The sequence below is a fragment of the Thermococcus sp. 101 C5 genome (assembly GCF_009372125.1).
Classification (GTDB): Archaea; Methanobacteriota_B; Thermococci; order Thermococcales; family Thermococcaceae; genus Thermococcus_A; species Thermococcus_A bergensis.
The window spans coordinates 1-22,625 of record NZ_WHIZ01000030.1; the positions used below are offsets into that span (position 1 = coordinate 1).

General features: G+C 43.8%; 19 protein-coding genes. 14 read left to right on the top strand and 5 right to left on the bottom strand.

Translation table 11 applies throughout. From position 1 onward, the window contains the following. Positions 1-308, bottom strand: a 308-nt coding sequence (locus tag GBV73_RS05820; protein WP_152878644.1) for a hypothetical protein, incomplete at its 3' end; no start/stop codon positions are given. Between the two features lie 127 nt (positions 309-435). Here GBV73_RS05820 and GBV73_RS05825 point away from each other — a divergent pair. The 7 genes from GBV73_RS05825 (at position 436) to iorA (ending at position 8,364) form a co-directional block, all read left to right on the top strand. Then, positions 436-2,070, top strand: coding sequence for an ABC transporter substrate-binding protein (locus GBV73_RS05825; protein ID WP_152879983.1), 1,635 nt, complete (start codon positions 436-438; stop codon positions 2,068-2,070). A 10-nt stretch (positions 2,071-2,080) separates the two neighbouring features. Continuing rightward, complete coding sequence (locus GBV73_RS05830) at positions 2,081-3,022, top strand: carbohydrate ABC transporter permease (protein ID WP_152879985.1); 942 nt, start codon at positions 2,081-2,083, stop codon at positions 3,020-3,022. Beyond that, complete coding sequence (locus GBV73_RS05835) at positions 3,019-3,888, top strand: carbohydrate ABC transporter permease (RefSeq protein ID WP_152879987.1); 870 nt, start codon at positions 3,019-3,021, stop codon at positions 3,886-3,888. The genes GBV73_RS05830 and GBV73_RS05835 overlap by 4 nt, the downstream gene beginning before the upstream one ends. 6 nt (positions 3,889-3,894) lie before the next feature. Continuing rightward, complete coding sequence (locus GBV73_RS05840) at positions 3,895-4,977, top strand: ABC transporter ATP-binding protein (protein ID WP_152879989.1); 1,083 nt, start codon at positions 3,895-3,897, stop codon at positions 4,975-4,977. Between the two features lie 61 nt (positions 4,978-5,038). Further along, a complete protein-coding gene (locus GBV73_RS05845) occupies positions 5,039-5,719 on the top strand; it encodes a diphthine--ammonia ligase (RefSeq protein ID WP_042697080.1) in 681 nt (226 codons plus the stop codon). A 5-nt stretch (positions 5,720-5,724) separates the two neighbouring features. Beyond that, positions 5,725-6,405 carry a DUF4152 family protein gene (locus tag GBV73_RS05850; protein WP_152879991.1) on the top strand — a complete coding sequence of 227 codons (681 nt, stop codon included), beginning with the start codon at positions 5,725-5,727 and terminating at the stop codon, positions 6,403-6,405. Positions 6,406-6,483: 78 nt separating this feature from the next. Beyond that, positions 6,484-8,364 (top strand): indolepyruvate ferredoxin oxidoreductase subunit alpha, encoded by a 1,881-nt coding sequence (gene iorA / locus GBV73_RS05855; protein WP_152879993.1) that lies wholly within the window; start codon positions 6,484-6,486, stop codon positions 8,362-8,364. Between the two features lies 1 nt (position 8,365). Here the strand turns inward: iorA and GBV73_RS05860 are convergent, their stop codons facing one another. Further along, positions 8,366-8,623 carry a hypothetical protein gene (locus GBV73_RS05860; protein WP_152879995.1) on the bottom strand — a complete coding sequence of 86 codons (258 nt, stop codon included), beginning with the start codon at positions 8,621-8,623 and terminating at the stop codon, positions 8,366-8,368. Between the two features lie 72 nt (positions 8,624-8,695). Between GBV73_RS05860 and GBV73_RS05865 the strand changes: the two genes are divergently transcribed. Next, positions 8,696-8,983 carry a hypothetical protein gene (locus tag GBV73_RS05865; RefSeq protein WP_152879997.1) on the top strand — a complete coding sequence of 96 codons (288 nt, stop codon included), beginning with the start codon at positions 8,696-8,698 and terminating at the stop codon, positions 8,981-8,983. Continuing rightward, complete coding sequence (locus tag GBV73_RS05870) at positions 8,973-9,725, top strand: YbaK/EbsC family protein (protein WP_152879999.1); 753 nt, start codon at positions 8,973-8,975, stop codon at positions 9,723-9,725. The genes GBV73_RS05865 and GBV73_RS05870 overlap by 11 nt, the downstream gene beginning before the upstream one ends. Here GBV73_RS05870 and GBV73_RS05875 read toward each other — a convergent pair. From GBV73_RS05875 to trmBL1, 3 genes are all read right to left on the bottom strand, one after another. Next, on the bottom strand, positions 9,708-10,160 hold the full coding sequence (locus GBV73_RS05875) for an HIT family protein (RefSeq protein WP_152880001.1): 453 nt from the start codon (positions 10,158-10,160) through the stop codon (positions 9,708-9,710). The two genes, GBV73_RS05870 and GBV73_RS05875, sit on opposite strands and share 18 nt — an antisense overlap. A 101-nt stretch (positions 10,161-10,261) precedes the next feature. Beyond that, positions 10,262-11,629, bottom strand: a complete 1,368-nt coding sequence (locus GBV73_RS05880) for a glycogen/starch synthase (protein WP_371717030.1) — start codon at positions 11,627-11,629, stop codon at positions 10,262-10,264. 19 nt (positions 11,630-11,648) lie between these two features. After that, complete coding sequence (gene trmBL1, locus GBV73_RS05885) at positions 11,649-12,674, bottom strand: HTH-type sugar sensing transcriptional regulator TrmBL1 (protein ID WP_152880003.1); 1,026 nt, start codon at positions 12,672-12,674, stop codon at positions 11,649-11,651. An 84-nt stretch (positions 12,675-12,758) separates the two neighbouring features. On the opposite strand from trmBL1, the gene GBV73_RS05890 reads away from it, so the two are divergent. From GBV73_RS05890 to GBV73_RS05910, 5 genes are all read left to right on the top strand, one after another. Beyond that, the gene (locus GBV73_RS05890; protein WP_152880005.1) at positions 12,759-14,726 is read left to right on the top strand and encodes an alpha amylase N-terminal ig-like domain-containing protein; all 1,968 of its coding nucleotides are present in this window, start codon (positions 12,759-12,761) and stop codon (positions 14,724-14,726) included. Positions 14,727-14,851: 125 nt separating this feature from the next. Then, the gene (locus GBV73_RS05895; RefSeq protein ID WP_152880007.1) at positions 14,852-16,165 is read left to right on the top strand and encodes an extracellular solute-binding protein; all 1,314 of its coding nucleotides are present in this window, start codon (positions 14,852-14,854) and stop codon (positions 16,163-16,165) included. A gap of 49 nt (positions 16,166-16,214) precedes the next feature. Next, the gene (locus GBV73_RS05900; RefSeq protein ID WP_152880009.1) at positions 16,215-17,117 is read left to right on the top strand and encodes a carbohydrate ABC transporter permease; all 903 of its coding nucleotides are present in this window, start codon (positions 16,215-16,217) and stop codon (positions 17,115-17,117) included. Beyond that, positions 17,114-18,457: an ABC transporter permease subunit gene (locus tag GBV73_RS05905; protein WP_152880011.1), complete on the top strand. Its 1,344-nt coding sequence runs from the start codon at positions 17,114-17,116 to the stop codon at positions 18,455-18,457. Before GBV73_RS05900 ends, GBV73_RS05905 begins: the two co-directional genes overlap by 4 nt. A gap of 11 nt (positions 18,458-18,468) precedes the next feature. Further along, positions 18,469-22,497, top strand: a complete 4,029-nt coding sequence (locus GBV73_RS05910) for a glucodextranase DOMON-like domain-containing protein (RefSeq protein ID WP_152880013.1) — start codon at positions 18,469-18,471, stop codon at positions 22,495-22,497. Positions 22,498-22,625 lie beyond the last annotated feature (128 nt).

The following is a 22,625-nucleotide window of genomic DNA, read 5'->3' on the forward strand; positions in this document are numbered from 1 at the left end:
TTCTCCCAGTTGTGGAGGGTTGAGTAGTGAATGTTTGCTCCGAAGAATTTTCTGCCGTAGTGCTGGGCGTCTCTGAGAGGTAGGTTGTAGTATTGTTTAAAGAGGAGTATTGCCAGTATTGTTTTTACTGGAAATTTTTTGGATTTTGGCAGGTTCTTCAGCTTTCCTTCTGATTCGAAGTCTGCTAAAACGTCAAGAATTGCGAATGCCACGCTTTCAGGGTCTTTGAGTCTGTGATCCCATCTGGGGATCACGACAACCACCTGAAAGAATTCAGCAAAAACCCTAATAAAGGTTACTATAAACACGCCCTAATGTTACATAAAAGTTATAAAAGTTCCCTTCCAAAATGTCGTTGATAGCCCTGCAAGATTACAATAAGCCTATGCCGATTTTGGCATCTTAAAATCCCAAAGTTTTTTTCAGGTGGTGGTTATGAAGGCAAAAGTAGGTATATTACTGGCAATAGTTGTGCTTGTTGGAGTAATCGCCAGTGGGTGCATTGGTTCACAGGAAAGCTCAGAGACCGAAACTACAGGCGTTGAGTTAACAGGGGACTTCACAAAAGATATCTTGGCGATAGGCAGGACACTTGAAAGCAACGGGATAAATGAGGTAAAATTCTCTGCATGGGGGTCTGGAGACCCCAACAGTGTAATGAGAGTTTACGGAATTGTAGAAGCGGCGAGAAGAATAAATAAGGTTTGGGAGGAGAATGAAGTCAACGTAAAAATAACGATAACAGACATACACTATGTTGCCTCTTTCCAAGATGCGTACCAAGAATATCTCAGCAAACAGCCTCTAGGACAGGCTGGCGATTTCTTTGTGAACTCTTATGCATTCCTGCCAACTCTCGCAGATGAAGGCTACATTCTCGATATAACTGAATATGCAAACGCATATCAAAATGTGATAGATGACTTCTATCCCTCACTAATCGAAGCTTCAAAATTCAACGACAAACTTTACGGTTTGCCCCAAGATACAGAAGCAAGGCCATTATACATAAGAAAAGACGTAGCTGCAAAAATTGGCTTTAACTTAGAGGGGATTGAAGAAAAAGTCAAGAACGGGGAATTCACATGGAGTGATGTTTATTACTGGGCTAAGAAAGCAAAGGAAAGCGGTGCAGCGGAGTGGGGATTGATACACAGAAAAGGATCCGCACATCCAGACCTAATTCAGTTTATTTATGCATTTGGCGGCAAGTTGTACAACGAGGAATCTGGAAAGCTTGTAGTGGACGTTCCGGCAGTTTACAAGTGGCTTTATGTGGAGTGGAAATTCGCCCAAGATGGCTTGCTCCCCAAAGACATAATGAGCTGGGACTGGGCAAAGCAAATTCACCCCGCAATAGTTGAAGGCAGAACCCTGTTTGACATAGGCGGTACTTGGTACTGGACGGAATGGCAGACCAAGGACTATTATGGAAAAGAAGGCACTCCGAGACCATTAAAGCCCGAAGAAGTCCAAGCTTGGTTTACCTACACTTTGTTCCCAGCCGGGGAGAAGGGTCTGAAGCCTGTAACTCTGAGCCAGCCGTTTGTTTGGATGATAAACTCCAAAGCCGGCCAGCAAAATCCGAAGTATGATGAGCTTAAAGACCTCTACCACAAATTGGCATTCTTAATGGTAATAAAAGCAAGCGACCCCGATATAAATGCGATTCACAGCGTAATAAGCGCCCACCTGCCGGTTAGAAAAGAAGCCGCAGAACTAATCAGCAACGAGAAGTGGCTCGATGACCTGAAGAGCCTCAGCATTGATCTCGATCCTCAAGTCAAGAGCAACATAAAGGACATTGTCGCAACAACAGTTCACCCAATAAACGCAAAGTTCCTTGCCGATGTGAGTTATATGCTCGAGTACACAAAGCTAGCTCCAGCACATCCAAAGTACCCAGCATTGGCTGATATCTTCAAAGAGGCAGTGGACAAGGTGTTGAGAGGAGACATGACCCCAGAAGAAGGTGTTAACTACATTATACAAAAAGTCAATGCGGATCCAGAACTGGCCCAAAACGTGGAAGTAGTAGGGGAGATTCCAAAGGACTGGACGCTTCAATGAGGTGAATGACATGAAGGGGGAAAAGCTTCGAAACCTTTCCTTTTTTCTTTCTCCCATGATTATAATGGTCGGTTTATTCTACCTGATTCCCTTAGTATTCACTGTCTACATAAGCTTTACCAAGATGCGAAACTGGAATATTGAAAGGTATCTGACTGAGGTTGTTGGATTTTACAATTATCAGAGGCTCTTTCATATGTTCCAGCATGACCCGTTGATGAGAACTGTTCTCTTAACTACTATCATTTTTGTGGGAATAACCCTTATTATAAACGTCTTTGGAGGTCTTCTTTTAGCTTTAGGGACATTTTTCATAAATGAAAGATCCTCTTCGGCAATTAGACTTCTGTGGTTGTTGCCCAGAATGTCCCCCATAGCCGTTTACAGCCTGGTGTGGTATTACTTCTTTCACGGGAGCGAGATTGGTACTTTAAATTCAATTCTCATGAAGCTTGGTGTGCTCTCCCAACCAATCCCATGGGGTCAAATCGTTCCATGGGGGGCTTGGAGCGTAATCATTTTTGTTAATGGCCTTGTGGGAGTTAGCTTTGGAATGATAGTATTTACTTCGGCTTTAAATCAGATCCCAAAGGAGCTTGTTATAGCTGCGAGGGTAGATGGGGCATCAGCATGGCAAATCTCCAGAAAAATCTTGGTTCCAATGATGAAATGGCACCTTCTATATGTGCTAACCTGGCAGTTCCTGAGTTTATTAACGACCTATCCCCACCTGTTCCTCCTTGTCCAGTGGGACTTGGTAAGCAGGGACTACGGCACGACACTAGCACTCTACGTTTACAATACTGCATTTGGAAGAGGAGAGCAGGATCAAGGCCTAGCGGCTGCAGCAGCAGTGTTACTGTCTATAATTGGCATCATAGGAGGGCTTGTCACCCTAAAAGTGCTCCAATTTGAAAAGATGATTCACGAGCCAAGGGGTGATATAGAATGAGGGACGTTGAAACAAGACCAAAGAAGGGAGAGTGGATAATAGTCTTCACGATACTCTTCGCCAGCCTCCCCCTCATACTGGGGTTTGCACTTTTAGTAATTTCAAGCTTTAGCAGGGATATGGTCACCAATTTAAGCCTCAGTTCGTTTAGACCAACAATTGAAAATTGGATAAACGTTTTTCAGGGGAAACTAGCAATAACCGGAGGAATAAGGCAAAACATCCTAAAAATAACCCTGAATACTCTTGTAGTTGCTTTAGGAGTTTCAGGTACAGTTACTTTAATCAGCACACTTGCTGGATACTCTCTTTCGAGAATAAAGTTTAAAGGGAGAAAATTAATGATGCTCCTCCTCCTCATGCTTCATGCTTTTCCAGGAGTTGCTTTAATTGTCGGTGTTTATTTGCTGTACCGCCTAACGTTTCCCCAAGAACCTTCATTTGTGAGGCTCTACTCGTTCTTCTATGTAATTCTCGCTAGGGCAGCACTAGAAATCCCTATGTCGGTCTGGCTTATGAAGGGGTTCTTTGATACAATCCCATGGGAGCTTGAATGGTCGGGAATCATAGACGGCGCTTCAAGGATAAAGGTATGGCGACAGATAATGCTACCTCTAATAAAGCCCGGAATACTTGCAGTTGCGTTGTTTGGATTTTTGGCAGGCTGGCAGGACCTAATCTACGTAAGAACATTTCTAATTGATCAAACACTTGCAACATTTATAGAGGCGAATATTGAAGCTGAGTACTCACACATGCCGCTAATAGCTGCTGCTGGGACTTTATATCTCCTGCCCACCATCATATTTTTCCTAACCGCCCAGCAGCTGCTTCTCCAAAGCTATTCAGGAGGAATAAAGGGGTGAGAAGGGATGGTTAAGATAACCCTGGATAGAATAACCAAAAAGTTTGGAAAATTCACGGCACTTGACAACATAACACTGGAAATCGAAGACAAAGAATTTATGGCTCTCTTAGGACCTTCCGGAAGTGGCAAATCAACTTTGCTCTACACTATAGCCGGGATATACAAACCAACAAGCGGGAAGATATACTTTGATGAAAGAGATGTTACCGAAGTCCCACCAAAGGACAGAAATGTGGGCTTAGTTTTCCAGAACTGGGCACTTTATCCCCATATGAAGGTCTTCAAAAACATTGCGTTCCCCCTTGAGCTCAAAAAAGCCCCCAAAGAAGAAATAGAGAAGAAAGTCAGGGAAGTTGCGAAGATGCTCCATATAGACCACCTCCTAGATAGATATCCCTGGCAACTCAGTGGTGGTCAGCAGCAGAGAGTCGCTATAGCCAGAGCACTCGTTAAAGAGCCTGATGTTCTGTTACTTGATGAACCTCTGAGCAATTTGGATGCCCTCCTAAGGTTGGAAGTTAGGGCAGAACTTAAGAGGCTACAAAAAGAGCTGGGGATTACTGCCGTTTATGTAACCCACGACCAGGCAGAAGCCCTTGCAATGGCTGATAGGATAGCGATTATAAAAGACGGAAACATCTTGCAGGTTGGAGACCCGGATGAGGTATATTACAAACCAATGTACAAGTTTGTGGCAGGGTTTTTGGGAAGCCCACCTATGAATTTCGTTGAAGCAGAAGTGGAAGGAGATATGCTCAGAATATACCACAGCAGAATCCCAATACCCAAGCAGTACGGGGAGATTATCAAGAAACTTAACATAACAGAAGTGCTTTTTGGCTTTAGACCACATGACGCGGAAATAGTGAGAGGAGAAGCAGAAGGTATCAAAGGAGAGATTTACTCTTTTGAGCCGCTGGGAAGGGAGCAGATAATAACAGTAGCAGTCGATAGTGATGTTTTTGTTAAAGTTTTCGCCCCAGAGGAAGAGCACTTTAGATTTGGGGAAAAAGTCACAATAGTGCCCAGAGAGGACAGAGTAATCCTCTTTGATAAAAAAACAGAGAAGGCTTTGGAATATCTCTGATCTCCAAAATTTTTTAAAAGCTCTGTTTAACTATTTTTCAAAAACACAAAGAGGGTCAGAAATGAAGGTCGCAGTACTCTTTTCTGGAGGAAAGGACTCTACATATGCCCTTTATTGGGCATTGAAGGAAGGTCATGAAGTTAGATATCTTGTCACAATGCACTCTGAGAGTGAAGAAAGTTACATGTATCACGTCCCAAACCTTCACCTCACAGAACTGCAGGCGAGAGCTATTGGAATTCCCATCGTCAAAGGTTTTACGAAGGGAGAGAAAGAAAGAGAGGTTGAAGACTTGAAGAGAGTTCTCGAGGGGCTAAAGATAGAGGGTGTCGTCGCTGGGGCGTTGGCTAGCCAGTATCAAAAAGAAAGGGTCGAACGAATTGCCAAGGAACTTGGAATAAAGGTCTTTGTGCCCTTCTGGAAGGTTGAGCCAGAGGAGTACATGCGAGCCCTAATTCGTGATGGCCTCGATGTTGTTATAGTAGGAGTTTCAGCCTATGGGCTGGATGAAAAATGGCTGGGGAGAAAAATAGATGAAAAAGCCCTTGAAGAGCTGAAGGAGCTTAACAGGAAGTATAAAGTTCACATTGCTGGCGAAGGAGGAGAATTCGAAACATTCGTTAGAGATGCACCATTTTTTAAGGCAAAAATAGTCTTTGACGAAACCGAAAAAATATGGGATGCCTTCACTGGTTCGGGAGTTTTGGTTGTTAAAAGGGCCCATTTGGAGCCAAAAAGGTGAGAAATATGAGGATAGTCTCTGCAGATACTGGAGGAGCGGTATTAGATGAAAACTACAATCCAATTGGTCTAATAGCAACTGCAGCTGTTTTGGTGGAGAAACCATACAGAACAGCAACGCTGAGCATTGTGAAGTACTCCAATCCTTTTGACTATGACCTCAGCGGAAGGACGGCACTGAAGGATGAAGCTCTTCTGGGATTAAAGCTTGCAAGAAAAGTAAAGCCCGATGTTATCCACCTAGACTCCAGCCTTGGGGGAATAGAAGTTAGAAAACTGGATGATCCAACTATAGATGCGCTGAGAATTTCCGATAGAGGAAAAGCCATATGGCACGAGTTAAGCAAAGATCTGCAGCCGTTGGCAAAGAGATTTTGGGAAGAAACCGGAATTGAGATCCTGGCTATAGGAAAAGAAAGCGTTGCCGTAAGAATAGCCGAGCTTTACGCGGGAATTTACTCCGTAAAGTGGGGAATTGAATATGCAATGAAAGAAGGCTTTGTACGGATAGGGCTTCCACGCTACATGACAGTTGAAATAACCGAAAACAAAATAGTAGGAAAGAGCCTCGACCCAAGGGAAGGGGGTCTCTACGGAGAGATACCAATAGAAAAAATTGATACTGACTGGGAAATTTATCCAAACCCCGTAGCGAGAATGTTTATGGTTTTTGAGGCCAAAATCTAAAAAATTTTCGATTTTCCTTGTTTTTCTTCGAACTACAGGTTTTATAGGTTCAAAACCCAAGGAATTGTGGTGGTGAGCATGGAAGCTAGCTCAAGTTCTCCGACAGTTGCCAAGTCATTAACTAAAAAGCTTCTCATGGGAAATGAAGCGATTGCATATGGAGCGCTCGAAAGTGGTGTATCATTCGCAACCGGATATCCCGGAACACCTTCAACTGAAGTTATTGAGACCATAGCAAGACTAAACCCCGAAGTCTTCGCCGAATGGGCGCCCAATGAGAAAGTGGCACTTGAAGAAGCCGCGGGAGTTGCTTATGCTGGTCTCAGGGCACTTGTAACGATGAAGTGTGTTGGACTTAACGTTGCTGCTGACCCGCTGATGAGCCTCGCCTATTCTGGAGTGGAAGGGGGGCTCGTTATTTTAGTGGCCGATGACCCCGGGCCGCATACTTCTCAAACGGAGCAGGACGACAGGTATTACGGAAAGCTCGCTTTGCTACCTGTTCTGGAGCCTGCAGACGTTCAGGAAGCCCATGATTTGATAAAATATGCGTATGAACTGAGTGAGAAGTACAAAGTACCTGTCATTTTCAGGACAACCACGAGAGTAAACCACACAACTGCCGATGTGGAGGTAGGAGAATTCGTCAAGCTTGACAGAAAGCCGAAATTTGAAAAGGATATTCAAAGATATGTAAGGGCTTCAATGAAGGGCAACCTTGAGAGGCACAGGTGGTTGAATAAGACGCTGAAAGAAATTGAAGCCGAGTTTGAGACTTTAAGCTTTAACTGGATTGAAGGGGAGGGCGAGATTGGGATTATAGCTGAAGGGGCACCCTACAATTACGTGAAAGAAGTTGTTTCAAAACTTGATGAGAAATTTAAAATCCTCAAAATCTCAACACCCCACCCTCTGCCGAGAAGACTCGTCGTTGAGTTCCTGAAGGGAGTTAAAAAAGCAATAGTTGTGGAAGATGGTGCACCGTTTTTGGAGGAGGAAGTGAAAATAGTAGCCCAGGAAGAAGGGATAACAACTCCAATATATGGAAAACGCACCGGACATCTGCCTCTTGAAGGTGAACTAACTCCAAGATTGGTTAAAAGTGTCCTCTTGAAGCTCCTCGGCAAGGATAGAGAAGAATACATAAAGGCAAAAGAAGTTGAAGAAGCAGAAAACCTAGCCCCCTCAAGACCTCCCACAATGTGTCCCGGCTGTCCACACAGGGGCTCCTATAGAGCTTTGCTTGATGCCCTAAAAGAATTAGGGTTCAAGAAAGATGAACTCCCCATTCATGGGGACATAGGATGCTATGCTTTATCTTTACTCCCACCCTTAGAGGCAATATGGACCGAATATGTCATGGGAGCAAGCATAAGCCTCGCAAATGGTCAGAGCATAGCGATGAACAAGAAGATAATTGCCACAATAGGAGATTCAACATTTTTCCACAATGGGATTCAGCCCTTGGTGGATGCAGTTTATAAAAACCTCGACGTCCTTGTGATGATCCTTGACAACAGAACCACGGCAATGACCGGACACCAGCCGCATCCGGGAACAGGAGGAAGCGAGACGGGAAGAAAGTTCAACGAGATAAACATTGAAGCCCTTGTAAAAGCCCTTGGCGTAAAGTACGTAAAAACAGTCGACCCCTACGACCTAAAAACCACTAAGGAGGCTATAAAAGAAGCTATGCAGGTTAAAGGCCCGGCAGTAATAATAGCAAAGAGGGAATGTATAATTCCAGTGCTGAGAAGGGGCGAAATTGGAGAAATACCGGTGGTCATTGAGGAGAAGTGCACAGGATGTAAAGCATGTGCCCTCCTAACCGGCTGTCCAGCGCTGGTCTTTGAGGAGGAAAAAGGGAAGATGAAAATCGATCCGCTAATATGCACAGGTTGCGGGCTTTGCGAGCAGCTCTGTCCCTTCGATGCGATAGTTTATCCAAGCAAGAAGTGATTCATCTTCTTTTATACCATTTATCGTCGTAGAAGTACTTTCCAAGAGCTTCTGCACGCGCCTCATTAAATCTTCTCCACACTGTAAAACCATAAACTGCCGACACTATGATGATTATAAGCCCAATTTCGAGCCCATACATCCTTATTAATTCTGCAATTCCAAGGATGGGAATTGCGAGAAGGCTAATGATAACTACTGCTATTATCCCAAGGAGAATTTTGTATCCATACCTCTCCATGAATAAGTCAAAATCCATGGAGCTTCCCTCATATTAACTTTTTCAATCAACTTTAAATAATTTACTTGGTTATTATCAACGGTGTGAAAGATGAAGATAAAGGAGCTGTTGGAACTAGTTGATGAAGCCATAGCGAACGTAAAGATAGCCATAGTCAGCAACAAGCAGCGGATTTTTGAAAGCCCTCACACTTCCTGGGAGTTTACAAAAAGGTCTCTTGAGCTAGAGGATGATCTTGAGAGACTGAACAAAATAAAGGATTACCTGTCATCTTTTGACCCTGAGGAATATGCTGAGAAAAAGTTTTCAAAGGAAGAACTGGAAGAGCTATTGAGATATCTAACACTCCTAAAGGAGATGAAGGCTCATGAATTTTAAAGAAATCGAAGAGAAGGCTGTCAAATTTAGGGATGAACGCCTCTGGAAAAAGTACCATACTCCAAAAAATCTCGCAATCTCTCTGGCTGTTGAGGTGGGAGAGCTTCTAGAGCACTTCCAATGGGAAACCGACGAAGAGATACTTCAAAGCACCAAAGACCCAAAGAAGAAAGAGGAAATTGCCGATGAGATGGCTGATGTGATAATATACCTCATCCTTTTAGCCCATGAGCTTAACATCGACCTTGACGAAGCCGTGGAGAGAAAATTGAAAAAGAACGAGGAGAAATATCCCTCCAAGGCAATAAGAGTGGAAGAAATTGTTAAAGAGCTGGGAGGGGAGATTATAGAGCCAAAAGGAGAAGTAAAAACTGTGGAGCAGGTTGTCAGGCTCCTGGGAGTTAGTCCCGAAAACATCATCAAGTCTCTCGTTTTTATTGTAAATGAAAGCGAGCCCATTTTGGTCATAGTCGACGGAAAATCAAAGGTGAGCCTGGAGAAGCTAAGAAACATTTTTGGAAACGTCAGAATGGCGAAACCAAAGGAAGTGGAAGAGATAACCGGCTACAAAGTTGGTGAAGTCCCCCCAGTGGGCATCCCTATAAAAACAGTGGTTGACAAGAAAGTCGTGGAAAAGGAGTTTGTAATCGGCGGAGGAGGAAGGATAGACAGGTTGAGCAGGCTAAGTCCAAAGAAAATCGTGGAATTCCAGAAGGCTGAGGTCTTAGATGTGAGCGAATAGCCTTTTTAATGTCTCTTTTTCTTTTTGAGTGAGCCTGTTTCCAGCCCATTTCTCTTTTAAGCTTAAGTTCTCATCTTCAATGTTTAAAACCGCCTTTCTTACACCTCCTCGCGGGAAATTAGTGTCCCCTCTGTACCTTGGTATCACATGAACATGAAGATGAGCCACCGTTTGACCTGCTGCTTCCCCAAGGTTTATCCCAACGTTGAATCCGTCTGGCTTTAGGACTTCACCCAGCTTTTCAATTGCCAGCTCTATTCCTCTCATTATGGCAAATTTTTCTTCCTCTTTGAGCTCATTCCAATCTTCAACGTGTCTCTTTGGTACCACGAGAAGATGTCCCCTGTTTGCAGGAAAAGAGTCTATGAGAATCCTAATGTGTTCGTCTTCATAGAGCAGAGCCTCTTCGGATGGAGTGCAGAAGGGGCACTTCATGTTTCCACCTCAACGTTATAAGGAAAAAAGAATTAAAGGTTTGTGGCAGATGATGAGCTTGGCCGCTTCCGAGCGGTGAGGACAAATCTCGGTGCTGATGCCTACCTAAGGAACTCGACTGCCTTGTCTATGTCATTTTTATATGCCCTCATGTACCTCCTGCAAGCGTTTTCCCACGTGAAGACCGTTGTTCTCTTCTTTCCGTTCTGGCGCATCTTTTCAATCAACTCCGGTTGCTCTTCCCTGATCTTCGCCATCCTGAGAATTGCCTGAGCAAGAGCATTTGGGTCTCTCGGAGGAACAAGCAATCCGGTAGCATTTTCTTCGTCTTCATCGAGGCTTATTATTGTGTCCTTTATTCCACCCACGGCTGAGCCTATGGGGATTGCTCCCAAGCACATTGCTTCCATCTGAACCAGACCAAAGGGCTCAAAGTAGGAAGGCACTATAACAAAATCAACACTGCCGTAGAGCTCCCTTGTAAACTCTCTTTTCAGCATTTCAGTTACTACCTTGACGTTCTCAGGATACTTTGCCCCCAACGCATGAGCCCAGCTTTCAAGCTCGGGATCGCCTTTTCCAATTATTATGAAGCGCATCTTCGAGAACTCAGATGGGTAACTCTGAGCAATGAGTTCAATGGCCCTTAAAAGCGTGTCAACACCCTTTTGTCCCCTATCGAACCTGCCAATAAACATGAAAGCAATTCCATCGCTCAGCCCCAAGCTCTCAAGGATCTTTCTTCTTCTCTCTTCTCTTGGCAGCTCTTTGTTCTCCAGCAGTTCCTCGTTCCAGAAGTCGCATGCTATCCCATTGTAAACATAGGTGGCTTTTCCTTCAAAGTTCCTGTAAAAGCCCCACTCCTCCCAGAGATAGCTTTTGCTTACGGTTGTCACTACATCAGCTATATAAGCACCCACGTACTCCGGGTCTATATCAGGGTACGGAGCCCACTCACTGAGATGGGCCTCGTGGAAGTAATGGGCCGGAACCTTGGATTTATTGAGCCTGTGGATTGTAAAGACTGCCGGGAGCTGGAAGTACTTTTTAATCAAAGCTCCAGCAAAGACGGTATGCCAGTCATGAAAATGTAATACGTCTGGTTTTCCTTCATTCTCTATCAGGTAGTTCAGCAGACCAACACTTGCCTTCCCAAACTGCACGGCCTTGCCAAGCATTCCCTCCCATCCGGGGCCATAGACGTCTTTGTTGTCAAGCAAGTTGCTGCTTAGGGCAAATACTCTAACGCCGTTTTGAATTCTTTCGTATACTCTTACCCTTTCCTTGCTCCCGTAAACATTTATATCGAACTCAAGAAGTTTTTTTCCGTCTATATGACCATGAGAAGGTGTAAAAACCCAGACTTCGTTGTTGAGCTTTGCTAAAGTTTCCGCAATGCTTGTGATAGCTTCTGCAAGCCCTCCAACTTTTACCGGCAAGTACTCAAATCCAAGCATTAGTATTTTCACATCGACTCCCTCCTTCCTTTTATTCTAATAAAATGAACTTTTCTCCCTCAATGTCTTCAAAGTAGCTTCCCAGTCCTCCAACTTTCCATTCCTTCCCCTTTTCATCTATAAGAGTTACGTTGGCTGTGAGGGATGTGTACTCATAATCAACAACCTGTCCATTTATCGTTGCTTCATCTCTTGTATCAACGAAGTGCCCTATGACCTCTAGCTTTCTTGGAAGCCCTGCCTGTTTAAGGATCGTTATAAGGGTTCTTATGTTGGCTACTTCAATGGGTTTCTTGAGTTTTTCGTATTCAATTGGTTTTATAACTTCGCTGTTGTCAAAATACATTGTGTAGAACCAGTGCATGTAGTTCTGGATTAACTTTGGAGATTTGCCCCAGAAGGAATAGAATTTTTCTCTTCTCCTATCCTTGGGGAGTGCTCCAAAAAAGAGCGCGTAGTCTACATCTCCTATAATCCAAGTTGCCATTAACCATGGAGCCCCTCCACTCTTAGCTAAAATCACGTTCTCTTTGTTAAGCCAGTCTGGAATCTCTTCAAAGTTGCTTACAATTACAAAAATGACGTCTTTTCTCTTTTTAATTTCATCTTTGAGCAATCGTAAAAACTCAAAAGGTGTGTTTATTAGCACTTCTCTTTTTGCGCTTCTTATTATATACTCAGCTCTCTCCAAAGTGTTCTCAAATCCGTGGATAGTCCATATTTCAGGTATGTCTTCGCCATGGACAGATTTGTAGAGCTCAAGAAGGGCTTTTTTTACAGATTCTATATCACTTAAAAGCTCTTCTTTAAGTTTCTCAAAAACTATTTCTGGATTCACTGGCTTGTACATTCTCGGTGTCCCATGCATAATGTCCACAAATCCCTTTCTGTGAAGAGAGCTCAACACGTCGTATATCCTCGTGTGGGGAATTCCACTTTCCTTTGTAAGGTCTGTGGCTTTGCTCGTTCCGAGCTTTAGAAGAGTTATATATGCCAAACTTTCGTATTTTGTTAAACCAAGCTTCTGAAGCATTTTAATTATCTCTTCTTCCCTCATGTTTTTTCCTCCTAAAGGCTTTTAATATTCACTTTCGAAAATTTAAACATTAAGAGTGATACCTAATCATTAGAGGTGTTTAATATGTATAAAACTTTCGGATTTAGAGATGATAAGTACCTTGGAAAGGTGGGAATCACCGAGTTCTCTATACCTAAAAGTGGATCCTATGCATACCTTCTGGGAAATTTTAATGCATTCAACGAGGGAAGCTTTAGGATGAAAGAAAAGGGAGATAGATGGTATATAAGGGTAGAGCTTCCTGAAGGAGTTTGGTACTACACATTCTCAGTAGATGGCAAAGAATTGCTTGACCCTGAAAACCCGAATAAGAAGCACTTTCGAAGGCTCTCTTATAAGGCTGAAAGAGAGACAAATGTAGCGAGAATTTTCTCAGACGAGGAAATTTACCATTTCCCTGCACTCACTTATTTGTATTCCTTTGGAGACTACACCTATATACGCCTTAGAGCACTTAAAGGGATCGTTAAAAGGGTTTTTCTGGTGGAAGAGAAAAGCTGGGAAATGAGAAAGAAAGCCCACGATGAGCTTTTTGATTACTTCGAAGTAAGACTCCCAAAAAAAGAGAACCTACACTACTACTTTAGAGTACAAACAGATGAAGACACCCTAGAATATGGAGACTTTGATGTTGATTTAGGGAAGCAGGAAGAAAAATACCCCCTGCCTTCATGGCTTTTAAACAGGGTTTTTTACCAGATAATGCCAGACCGGTTCTTTAACGGAAATCCTGAAAACGATCCCAACGGCAGAATTGATCTCGGAAGCATTTCCCATTATGGAGGGGACCTGGAGGGAGTAATCCAGAAAATTGAGTACCTAACTGAACTGGGAGTAAATGCTCTCTATTTAACCCCCATTTTTGAGTCAATGACGTATCACGGATATGACATAGTTGATTATTATCATGTCGCCCAAAAGTTTGGAGGAGATAAAGCCTTCGAAAAGTTAGTGCAAAAGCTGAAAAAAGAAGACATAAAACTTGTTTTGGATGGAGTATTTCACCACACGAGCTTTTTCCACCCCTACTTTCAGGATGTAGTCAAAAACGGAAAGAACAGCAGGTATAAGAATTTTTATCGCATAACCGGGTTTCCAGTCGTTCCAAAAAGGTTCCTTGATATTTTATACTCAGACCTCCCATGGCATGAAAAGTATAAGCGGCTTAAATCTCTCAGATGGAACTATGAGAGCTTTTATTCTGTATGGTTGATGCCCCGCTTAAACCACGACAGCAAAGAGGTAAAAGAGTTCATTAAGGATGTAATGGAATACTGGATTAAAAAAGGAGCCGATGGCTGGAGATTAGATGTTGCCCACGGAGTTCCTCCCGAAGTATGGAAAGAAATTAAAGAAACGCTACCAGGTGATGCTTATCTAGTTGGGGAAGTAATGGACGACGCACGGCTGTGGTTGTTCAATAAGTTTCATGGAACCATGAATTACCCGCTATATGAGGCAATTTTGAGATTTTTTGTGACGAGGGAAATTAACGCAGAGCAGTTCTTGAACTGGCTTGAGCTTTTGAGCGTATACTACGGCCCTGCTGAGTATGCAATGTATAACTTTTTGGACAACCATGACGTGGATAGAATGCTCAGCTTGCTCGAGGACAAGAGAAAATATCTCTGTGCATTGGTATTCCTTTTCACCTACAAAGGGATTCCTTCTATCTACTACGGGGATGAAATCGGGATGGAAAATATAGAGGCACCTTTTATGGAGCGCTCAAGGGCCCCCATGGAGTGGGACAGCAAGAAGTGGGACTCGGATATTTTAAGTGTAGTCAAAGAGCTGATAAAACTGAGAAAGAGCAGTAAAGCACTACAGATTGGAGCGTTCAAACCACTACAATTCCAAGAGGGACTGTTACTTTACGAGAGGACACACAGAGATGAAAAACTTTTGATTGGAATAAACTATTCGGACAACTATGGTTCTATTAAAAAACTTCCCGACGAAGTGCTGCTGGGAAATTTAGATGGCATTGCCCTGAAACCTTTCTCATTTTTTGTTGGTCATTCCTCATAAAATCCTAAATTTTTTCATCAGTGTCTCATTTAGAACACCCGCTATTCCATGAGCATCAAAGCGTAAGGTATATATATCACTGGAGATGATACTAAATTTGAAATCTTCAACTGAGGTGAATATACATGAAGAAGGCGCTATTTGCCTTGTTGTTAATTGGAGTGCTGGCAATTGGGGTTGTTGCAAGTGGATGTATTGGTGGTGGGGAAACTACTTCAAGCCCCACACAAACAACATCCACAAGCTCCCCAACCCAAACAACTACAACTACGAGCTCTCCTACTCAGACAACAACCACAACAACAGAAGAGAAGAAAGTAACAATCGTTATATGGCATGCAATTGGCCCAAATGAGATCAAGGCTTTTGAGGATTTAATTGCCGAGTTTGAGATAGAATATCCAAACATTGACATTCAACTTGAACAAAAAGCTGATTTGGAGACTTCTCTTAAAGCTGCAATTCCTGCTGGACAAGGCCCAGACCTTTTCATGTGGGCCCACGACTGGATTGGAAAGTTCGCTGAGGCCGGAATGCTCGAGCCCATTGACGAATATATAACTCCCGAAGTTCTAAGCAAGTTCAGCCCAATGGCTCAAAATGCTATTGAATACGGCGGCCACTACTATGCAATGCCTTATGCTGCTGAGACTGTAGCTTTAATTTACAACAAGGACATGGTTCCAAACCCACCAGAGACCTTTGACGAAATGAAGGCAATTATGGAGCAATACTACAATGAAGCTGAAGGTACTTACGGTCTCGCAACTCCAATAGACCCGTACTTTATCTCAGGTTGGGTGCATGCCTTCGATGGCTACTACTTTGACGACAAGACAAAGACTCCTGGCCTTGATAAGCCTGAAACACTTCAAGGCTTCAAGTTCTTCTTTGAGCAAATATTCCCATATGTTGCCAAGACTCAAGACTACAACGCTCAGGTTAGCCTCTTCCACGATGGCAAAGCCCCAATGATGGTTAACGGCCCATGGAGCATTCCGGACGTTAGAAACGCTGGAATCAACTTTGGCATAGTTCCACTTCCGGCTATCGATGATCAGCACAGGCCTCACCCATACGGTGGTGTCAGGCTTATCTACGTTGCAAAGCTTAACGACCCGAGCAAGAAGGATGCTATCTGGACATTCCTCAAGTGGTTCACAACAAACCCAGACGTTATAAAGACCCTCTCCCTCCAGAACGGTTACATCCCAGTGCTTACCGAAGTCCTTAACGACCCAGAGATCCAGAATGATCCTGTACTTTACGGCTTTGGTCAAGCAGTCCAATACGCAATTCCAATGCCAAAGAGCCCAGAGATGGGAGCAGTTTGGGGCCCAGTTGCCACTGCAATCACAGACATAATCGGCGGAAAGAAGACCATTGAGCAAGCGCTCCAAGATGCACAGAAAGAAATACTCGATGCCATTAGCGGTTAGCTGATTTTTCTTCTTTTTCTTTCTATTTCTAGTTCTCGGGGGTGAGTGAATGGATAAAAGAACAATAGCCGCTCTTGCCCTGATATTGCCCGGTATGATAGCGTTCCTGTTTTTTAACATCTACCCAATACTGTACTCCGTTTACATTGCATTCACAAACGCTAAGTTGGGCAACTTCCCAATACAAGCTCCTACTGCCGAACCGTTGAGGTTTGTCGGGCTGGAAAACTTTAAATGGGCGTTAAGCGATCCAAAGTTCAGATCTGCTTTTGTCTGGACATGGATTTTTGTGGCGACCAGTGTGAGTTTGAAAGTTATTGTTGGAATTCTTTTGAGTGTTCTTTATAACAATAAATACGTAAAGGGCAAATTCTTTTATAGGGCACTTTTGATAATTCCATGGGCGTTGCCTCTGCTTTTTTCCGTAATGGTATGGCGTTTTATGTTTGATCCTGTTGTGGGTCCGATTAATATAATGTTGAAAAATCTGGGAGTAACAAACCCACCAGACTGGATGACAAGCGTAACTTGGGGCTTTGTTGCTTTGAACATAATTGAAGTATGGCTCGCTTACCCATTTATGATGACGGTAATAACCTCAGCTCTCCAGAGTGTTCCAGATACCCTAATTGAAGCTGCAATTATAGACGGAGCAAATTACTGGCAGAGATTGACAAAAGTAGTTATTCCAATTGTAAGTAAACCCATAGCTTTTGCCACAATCCTAACTTCTGCGGCAAGCTTTCAGTATTTCCTTGTTCCGTTTATATACAATGCGGGGCTGTTTGAGGATAGGTTCCTGCTCCTCTACGGATATAGAAAAGCGTTCGGCAGTTCAGTCCCTCACTACGGAAGGGCAGCGGCTATTTTGCTCATAGCAACAATAGTCCTTGCAGTTTACATGTTCGTCAACATGAGAATAACGAGACTGCAGGAGGGGGTTAAGGGATGAAGCTTAAAATTGAACTGCCAAAGCGAAAGGATGAGCTGTTAAAGTCATTTGCACTGACTTTGTTGGCACTTTTTGTTGTGGGAATCTTACTCTTCCCCGTGTACTACATGGCAATGCTCTCTGTTAAGCCTTCGGGAACTCTTGCTACTACTGAAATTGATCTAATTCCGGATAAAGTGACTTTCTCCAATTACCGGGATCTACTCTTTGGTCATACTGAGGGGCTGATAAAAACAACAAACTTTGAGATAAATGCTAAAGACGGCACTATAAAGGACTCCCTGAACAGATATGAGATAGAACTTCATGAGGCTAGGATTGTAGGAAGTTATTCGAGTAGGTTCACCTTGATAGATACAGAAATACTCGAAAGAAAAGGTGGAGAGGAGAGACAGGAACCTGATGGGGCTCAAATTATTGTTGGAGGTGAATCGATAAAACTAAATGCCAATCAGATCGAAAGTACTGGCGGTGTTAAAAACCTTAAAGTATCTGCACAGAGAATAATAGTAAAAGTTAGTTCCCCGGATGAAGTGCCCTTAGACCTCTCAGGGTTCACCAAGATCGATGAAAATACCTACGAAGCCCAGAACGTAGAAATGGAGATAAAAGAGGGAGGAATAATCTCAGCGGAGGAAGCAACATTCACTGCAACTGACTTTGCATTTATTCGCCTAGCAAAGGTGGGTGGAGAGGTCCCAGATTACATGAAGAGAAGCCTGCTGATAGCCACTCTTACCGTTATCCTGACCCTCATATTTGTAATACCTTCAGCATATGCATTTTCAAGGCTCAAGTTCTTCGGAAGAGAACACGTTCTCTACTTTTACTTGATGTTCACCCAGGTTTCGGGAGGATTAGGAATAGCAGGATTGGTTGCATTGTACGGTATGTTAGTGAAGCTCCACTTGACCAATAACATCTTTGTTTTGCCAGTAATCTATGCCGCTGGTGGAGTGCCGTTTAACACATGGCTCTTAAAGTCCTACTTGGATTCAATTCCTCCGGATTTTGACGAAGCAGCATTGGTTGATGGTGCGGGATACCTGCAGATTATAAGGCACGTGCTTATTCCAATGTCCCTCCCCGGGCTAGCTACAGTGGCAATATTCGCATTCATTGGGGGTTGGACGGAGCTTATACTTGCGAACCTGCTCCTCAACCAGGAGAACTATCCATTGACTGTCTGGCTCTACACAATGCTCGCGAACTTGAGGTCTATTTCGTGGAATCAATTTGCCGCAGCCGCTTTGATATTCGCATTGCCGGTCTTTATCATGTTCCTCTTAGCCCAAAACTACGTAAGGAGTGGACTTACTCTTGGAGGATTAAAAGAGTGAGGTGGGGAAATATGAAAAAAGGTCTAGCATTGTTTTTTGTATTTTTGGTTCTTTTAAGCACTGCTGGAGCTGGAGTAAAGGCAGAGACGCCCAAACCATTAAACGTTGTTATTGTATGGCATCAGCACCAGCCATACTACTACGATCCAATCCAAGATATCTACACCCGCCCATGGGTTAGACTGCATGCAGCAAACAACTATTGGAAGATGGCAAACTATCTTAGCAAATACCCGGATGTACATGTTGCTATAGACTTGTCAGGTTCTCTAATTGCCCAGCTTGCGGACTACATGAACGGCAAAAAAGATACCTACCAGATAGTCACGGAGAAAATAGCAACTGGAGAACCACTAACACTTGAAGACAAATGGTTTATGCTACAAGCCCCAGGAGGATTTTTTGACCACACAATCCCGTGGAATGGAGAGCCCGTTGCAGACGAAAACGGCAATCCCTACAGAAAGCAGTGGAAGAGATACACAGAACTCAAGGACAAAAGAGAAAGTGCGTTTAAAAAGTATGCAAACCTGCCTTTAAATGAGCAAAAAGTAAAGATAACGAGTGAATTCACAGAGCAGGATTACATTGACTTGGCTGTCCTGTTCAACTTGGCTTGGACTGACTATAACTACATAATCAACACCCCCGAGCTTAAGGTACTTTACGACAAAGTGGATGTTGGGGGCTACACAAGAGAAGACGTGGCAACCGTGCTAAAGCACCAGATGTGGCTTCTTAATCACACGTTTGAAGAACACGAAAAAATAAACTACCTCCTTGGAAATGGAAATGTCGAAGTTACTGTAGTTCCTTATGCTCATCCAATTGGGCCACTGCTCAACGACTTTGGATGGTATGAGGATTTTGATGCTCACGTAAAGAAAGCCCACGAGCTCTACAAGGAGTATCTTGGAGATAACAGAGTTGAACCCCAGGGCGGATGGGCTGCGGAGAGCGCGTTAAATGATAAGACCCTCGAAATACTGGCAAACAACGGATGGAAATGGGTAATGACAGATCAAATGGTTCTCGATATCCTTGGAATCCCAAACACAGTTGAAAACTATTACAAGCCTTGGGTGGCTGAATTTAACGGTAAGAAAATCTACCTCTTCCCAAGAAACCACGACTTAAGTGACAGAGTTGGGTTTAGGTATTCAGGCATGAACCAATACCAAGCCGTTGAGGATTTTGTAAACGAACTCCTCAGGATACAAAAAGAGAACTACGATGGGAGCCTAGTTTATGTAGTAACCCTCGATGGAGAGAACCCGTGGGAGCACTATCCATTTGATGGCAAAATATTCCTTGAGGAGCTGTACAAGAAGCTAACCGAACTTCAAAAGCAGGGCCTAATAAGGACGGTAACTCCAAGCGAGTACATCCAGATGTATGGCGACAAGGCCAACAAACTTACTCCAAAGCTCATGAAGAGGCTTGATTTTACAACAGAGGAGAAAGTCAATGCCCTGTTAACGGCTCAAAGCCTCGGCGAGCTTTATGACATCGTTGGCGTTGAAGAGAATATGCAGTGGCCCGAGTCCAGCTGGATTGACGGAACACTCTCAACATGGATTGGCGAGCCGCAGGAGAACCTTGGATGGTACTGGCTCTACCTGGGAAGGAAAGCACTATTTGAGAACAAAGATAAAGTTGCCGACTGGGACACTGCATACGAGTATCTTTTAAGGGCAGAGGCAAGTGACTGGTTCTGGTGGTATGGAAGCGACCAAGACAGCGGACAGGATTATACCTTCGACCGATACCTCAAGGCCTATCTCTACGAGATGTACAAGTTCGCCGGTCTGGAAATCCCAAGCTATCTCTTCGGAAACTACTTCCCCAATGGGGAGCCGTATGTAACAAGGGAACTAACAGGAGTACAGGAAGGGGAGAAAAAGACTTGGTCAAGCTTGTCACCACTTGCAGATGGCGTGGATCTGTACTTTAATGAGGAAGGACTTCACTTTGTTGTTAAAACTACAAAAGAGTTCGAAATAAGCATCTTTGAACCAGGAAAGGTCGTGGGTAACACGTTCACACTCCTACAGAATAAGCTCAGTGGGCTTAGGTACGATATCTTCCCGTTCAGCAAAGACAGCGTTGGGCTTATGATAACCACGCACATAGTCGTAAAGGATGGAAAAGCTGAAATCTACAAGGCAATTGATTACGAAGCATATGAAAAGACCGGGGAAGTGAACATAAAAGAAACAGAAAGCGGGGTTGAAGTCATAGTCCCATTCGATTATCTGGACAGTCCCTCCGACTTCTACTTCGCAGTTTCAACAGTTGACGATAAAGGAGAACTCGAAGTAATAACCACTCCAATCCAAGTAAAACTTCCAAAGCAGGTGGAAGGAGTTGTGGTTGCAGAAATTCAGGATGTTGAAGGAGATGATTATGGTCTTGGAAGCTACACTTATCCCACTAACAAGGTTTTCGTTCCTGGACACCTGGACTTGCTCAAAGTGAGAGTTCTCGAGAAACCAAATTCATATGTATTTGAGTACTACTTCAAGGATCTTGGCGGCAATCCCTGGAATGGGCCTAATGGCTTCAGCTTGCAGATAATTGAGGCATATTTCGACTTCAAAGAAGGAGGCAACACTTCGGCAATTAAGATGTTCCCCGACGGGCCTGGAAGCAATGTAGACCTCGACCCGGAGCACCCATGGGATCTAGCGATTAGAGTTGCCGGTTGGGATTACGGAAACATAGTTGTACTCTCAGATGGAACGAGTTATCAGGGCGAGATGAAAATCTCTGCAGATCCGGCTAGAAACGCCATTGTGGTAGAAGTTCCAAAGAAGTACCTTCCAAAGGTGCCGGATTATATGGCCGTGCTTGTTGGTTCTCAAGATGGTTATGGCCCGGACAAGTGGAGGCCTGTCGCGGTTGAGGCTGAGGAATGGAAAGGTGGAGGAGCTCCAGCTGACGCAGTTATAGCTGGAGTTGCCCCAAGAGTCTACGACCTTCTAGTTCCAGAAGGATTTAAGCCAACTCAGGAGGAACAACTAAGCAGTTATGATGCAGAAAGTGGAAAGAGAGCAACAGTAAAAATGATCCCCGTAACAACAGCAACCAATGTAATAATAGAGGCTACTGACCCACAGGGAGACGACCATGGTCCAGGAAGCTACACTTACGCCACAAACAAAGTCTTTGTGCCAGGACACCTGGATCTTCTGAAGTTCAGGATGCTTGATAGTGGTGAAACATATACTTTGGAGTTTTACTTCGCAGATCTGGGGGGCAACCCATGGAATGGACCCAATGGCTTCAGCTTACAGATAATCGAAGTCTACCTCGACTTCAAGGATGGTGGAAACTCCTCGGCAATTAAGATGTTCCCAGATGGGCCAGGAAGCAACGTTGATTTAGACCCGGAGCACCCATGGGATCTAGCGATTAGAGTTGCTGGTTGGGATTACGGAAACATAATTGTTCTCCCCGATGGAACAAGCTATCAGGGAGAAATGAAAATCTCTGCAGATCCGACAAAGAATGCAATAATTGTTGAAGTTCCAAAGAAGTACATTGAAATAAACGAAGACTATGGTCTCTACGGAGCAGTTCTTGTTGGTTCTCAAGACGGTTATGGTCCAGACAAGTGGAGACCAGTTGCAGTTGAGGCAGAGGAGTGGAAGGGCGGAGGAGCTGATGTTAACGCAGTTGTTGCTGGTGTAGCGCCTAGAGTGTATGATCTCCTAGTCCCAGAAGGATTTAAACCAACTCAGGAAGAACAACTGAGCAGTTATGATGCAGAAAGTGGAAAGAGAGCAACAGTAAAAATGATACCGCTCTTTGGAGTTGAAGAAAAACCCGTCGAAAGTGAAACTCCCACTAAAACCGAAAGCCCAACACCAAGCGAGACCTCTCCAACCTCGACAACCCCAAGTACAACATCAAGTCCAGCAACTTCATCAACCCAAGCTTCCTCGCCAAGCCCAACAGAAACCGGAGGAATTTGCGGGCCAGCAGCACTCGTAGGACTAGCGTTAATCCCACTGCTGCTAAGGAGAAAAATGGAGTAACTTTCTTTCCTTATTATTTATTTTTAAAGTAGCGAAAAATTGAAATCAAGAGGTGATTCCTATGGCTGGTGTGAGGCTTGTAGATGTTTGGAAAATATTTGGGGACTTCCAAGCAGTAAAAGAAATGA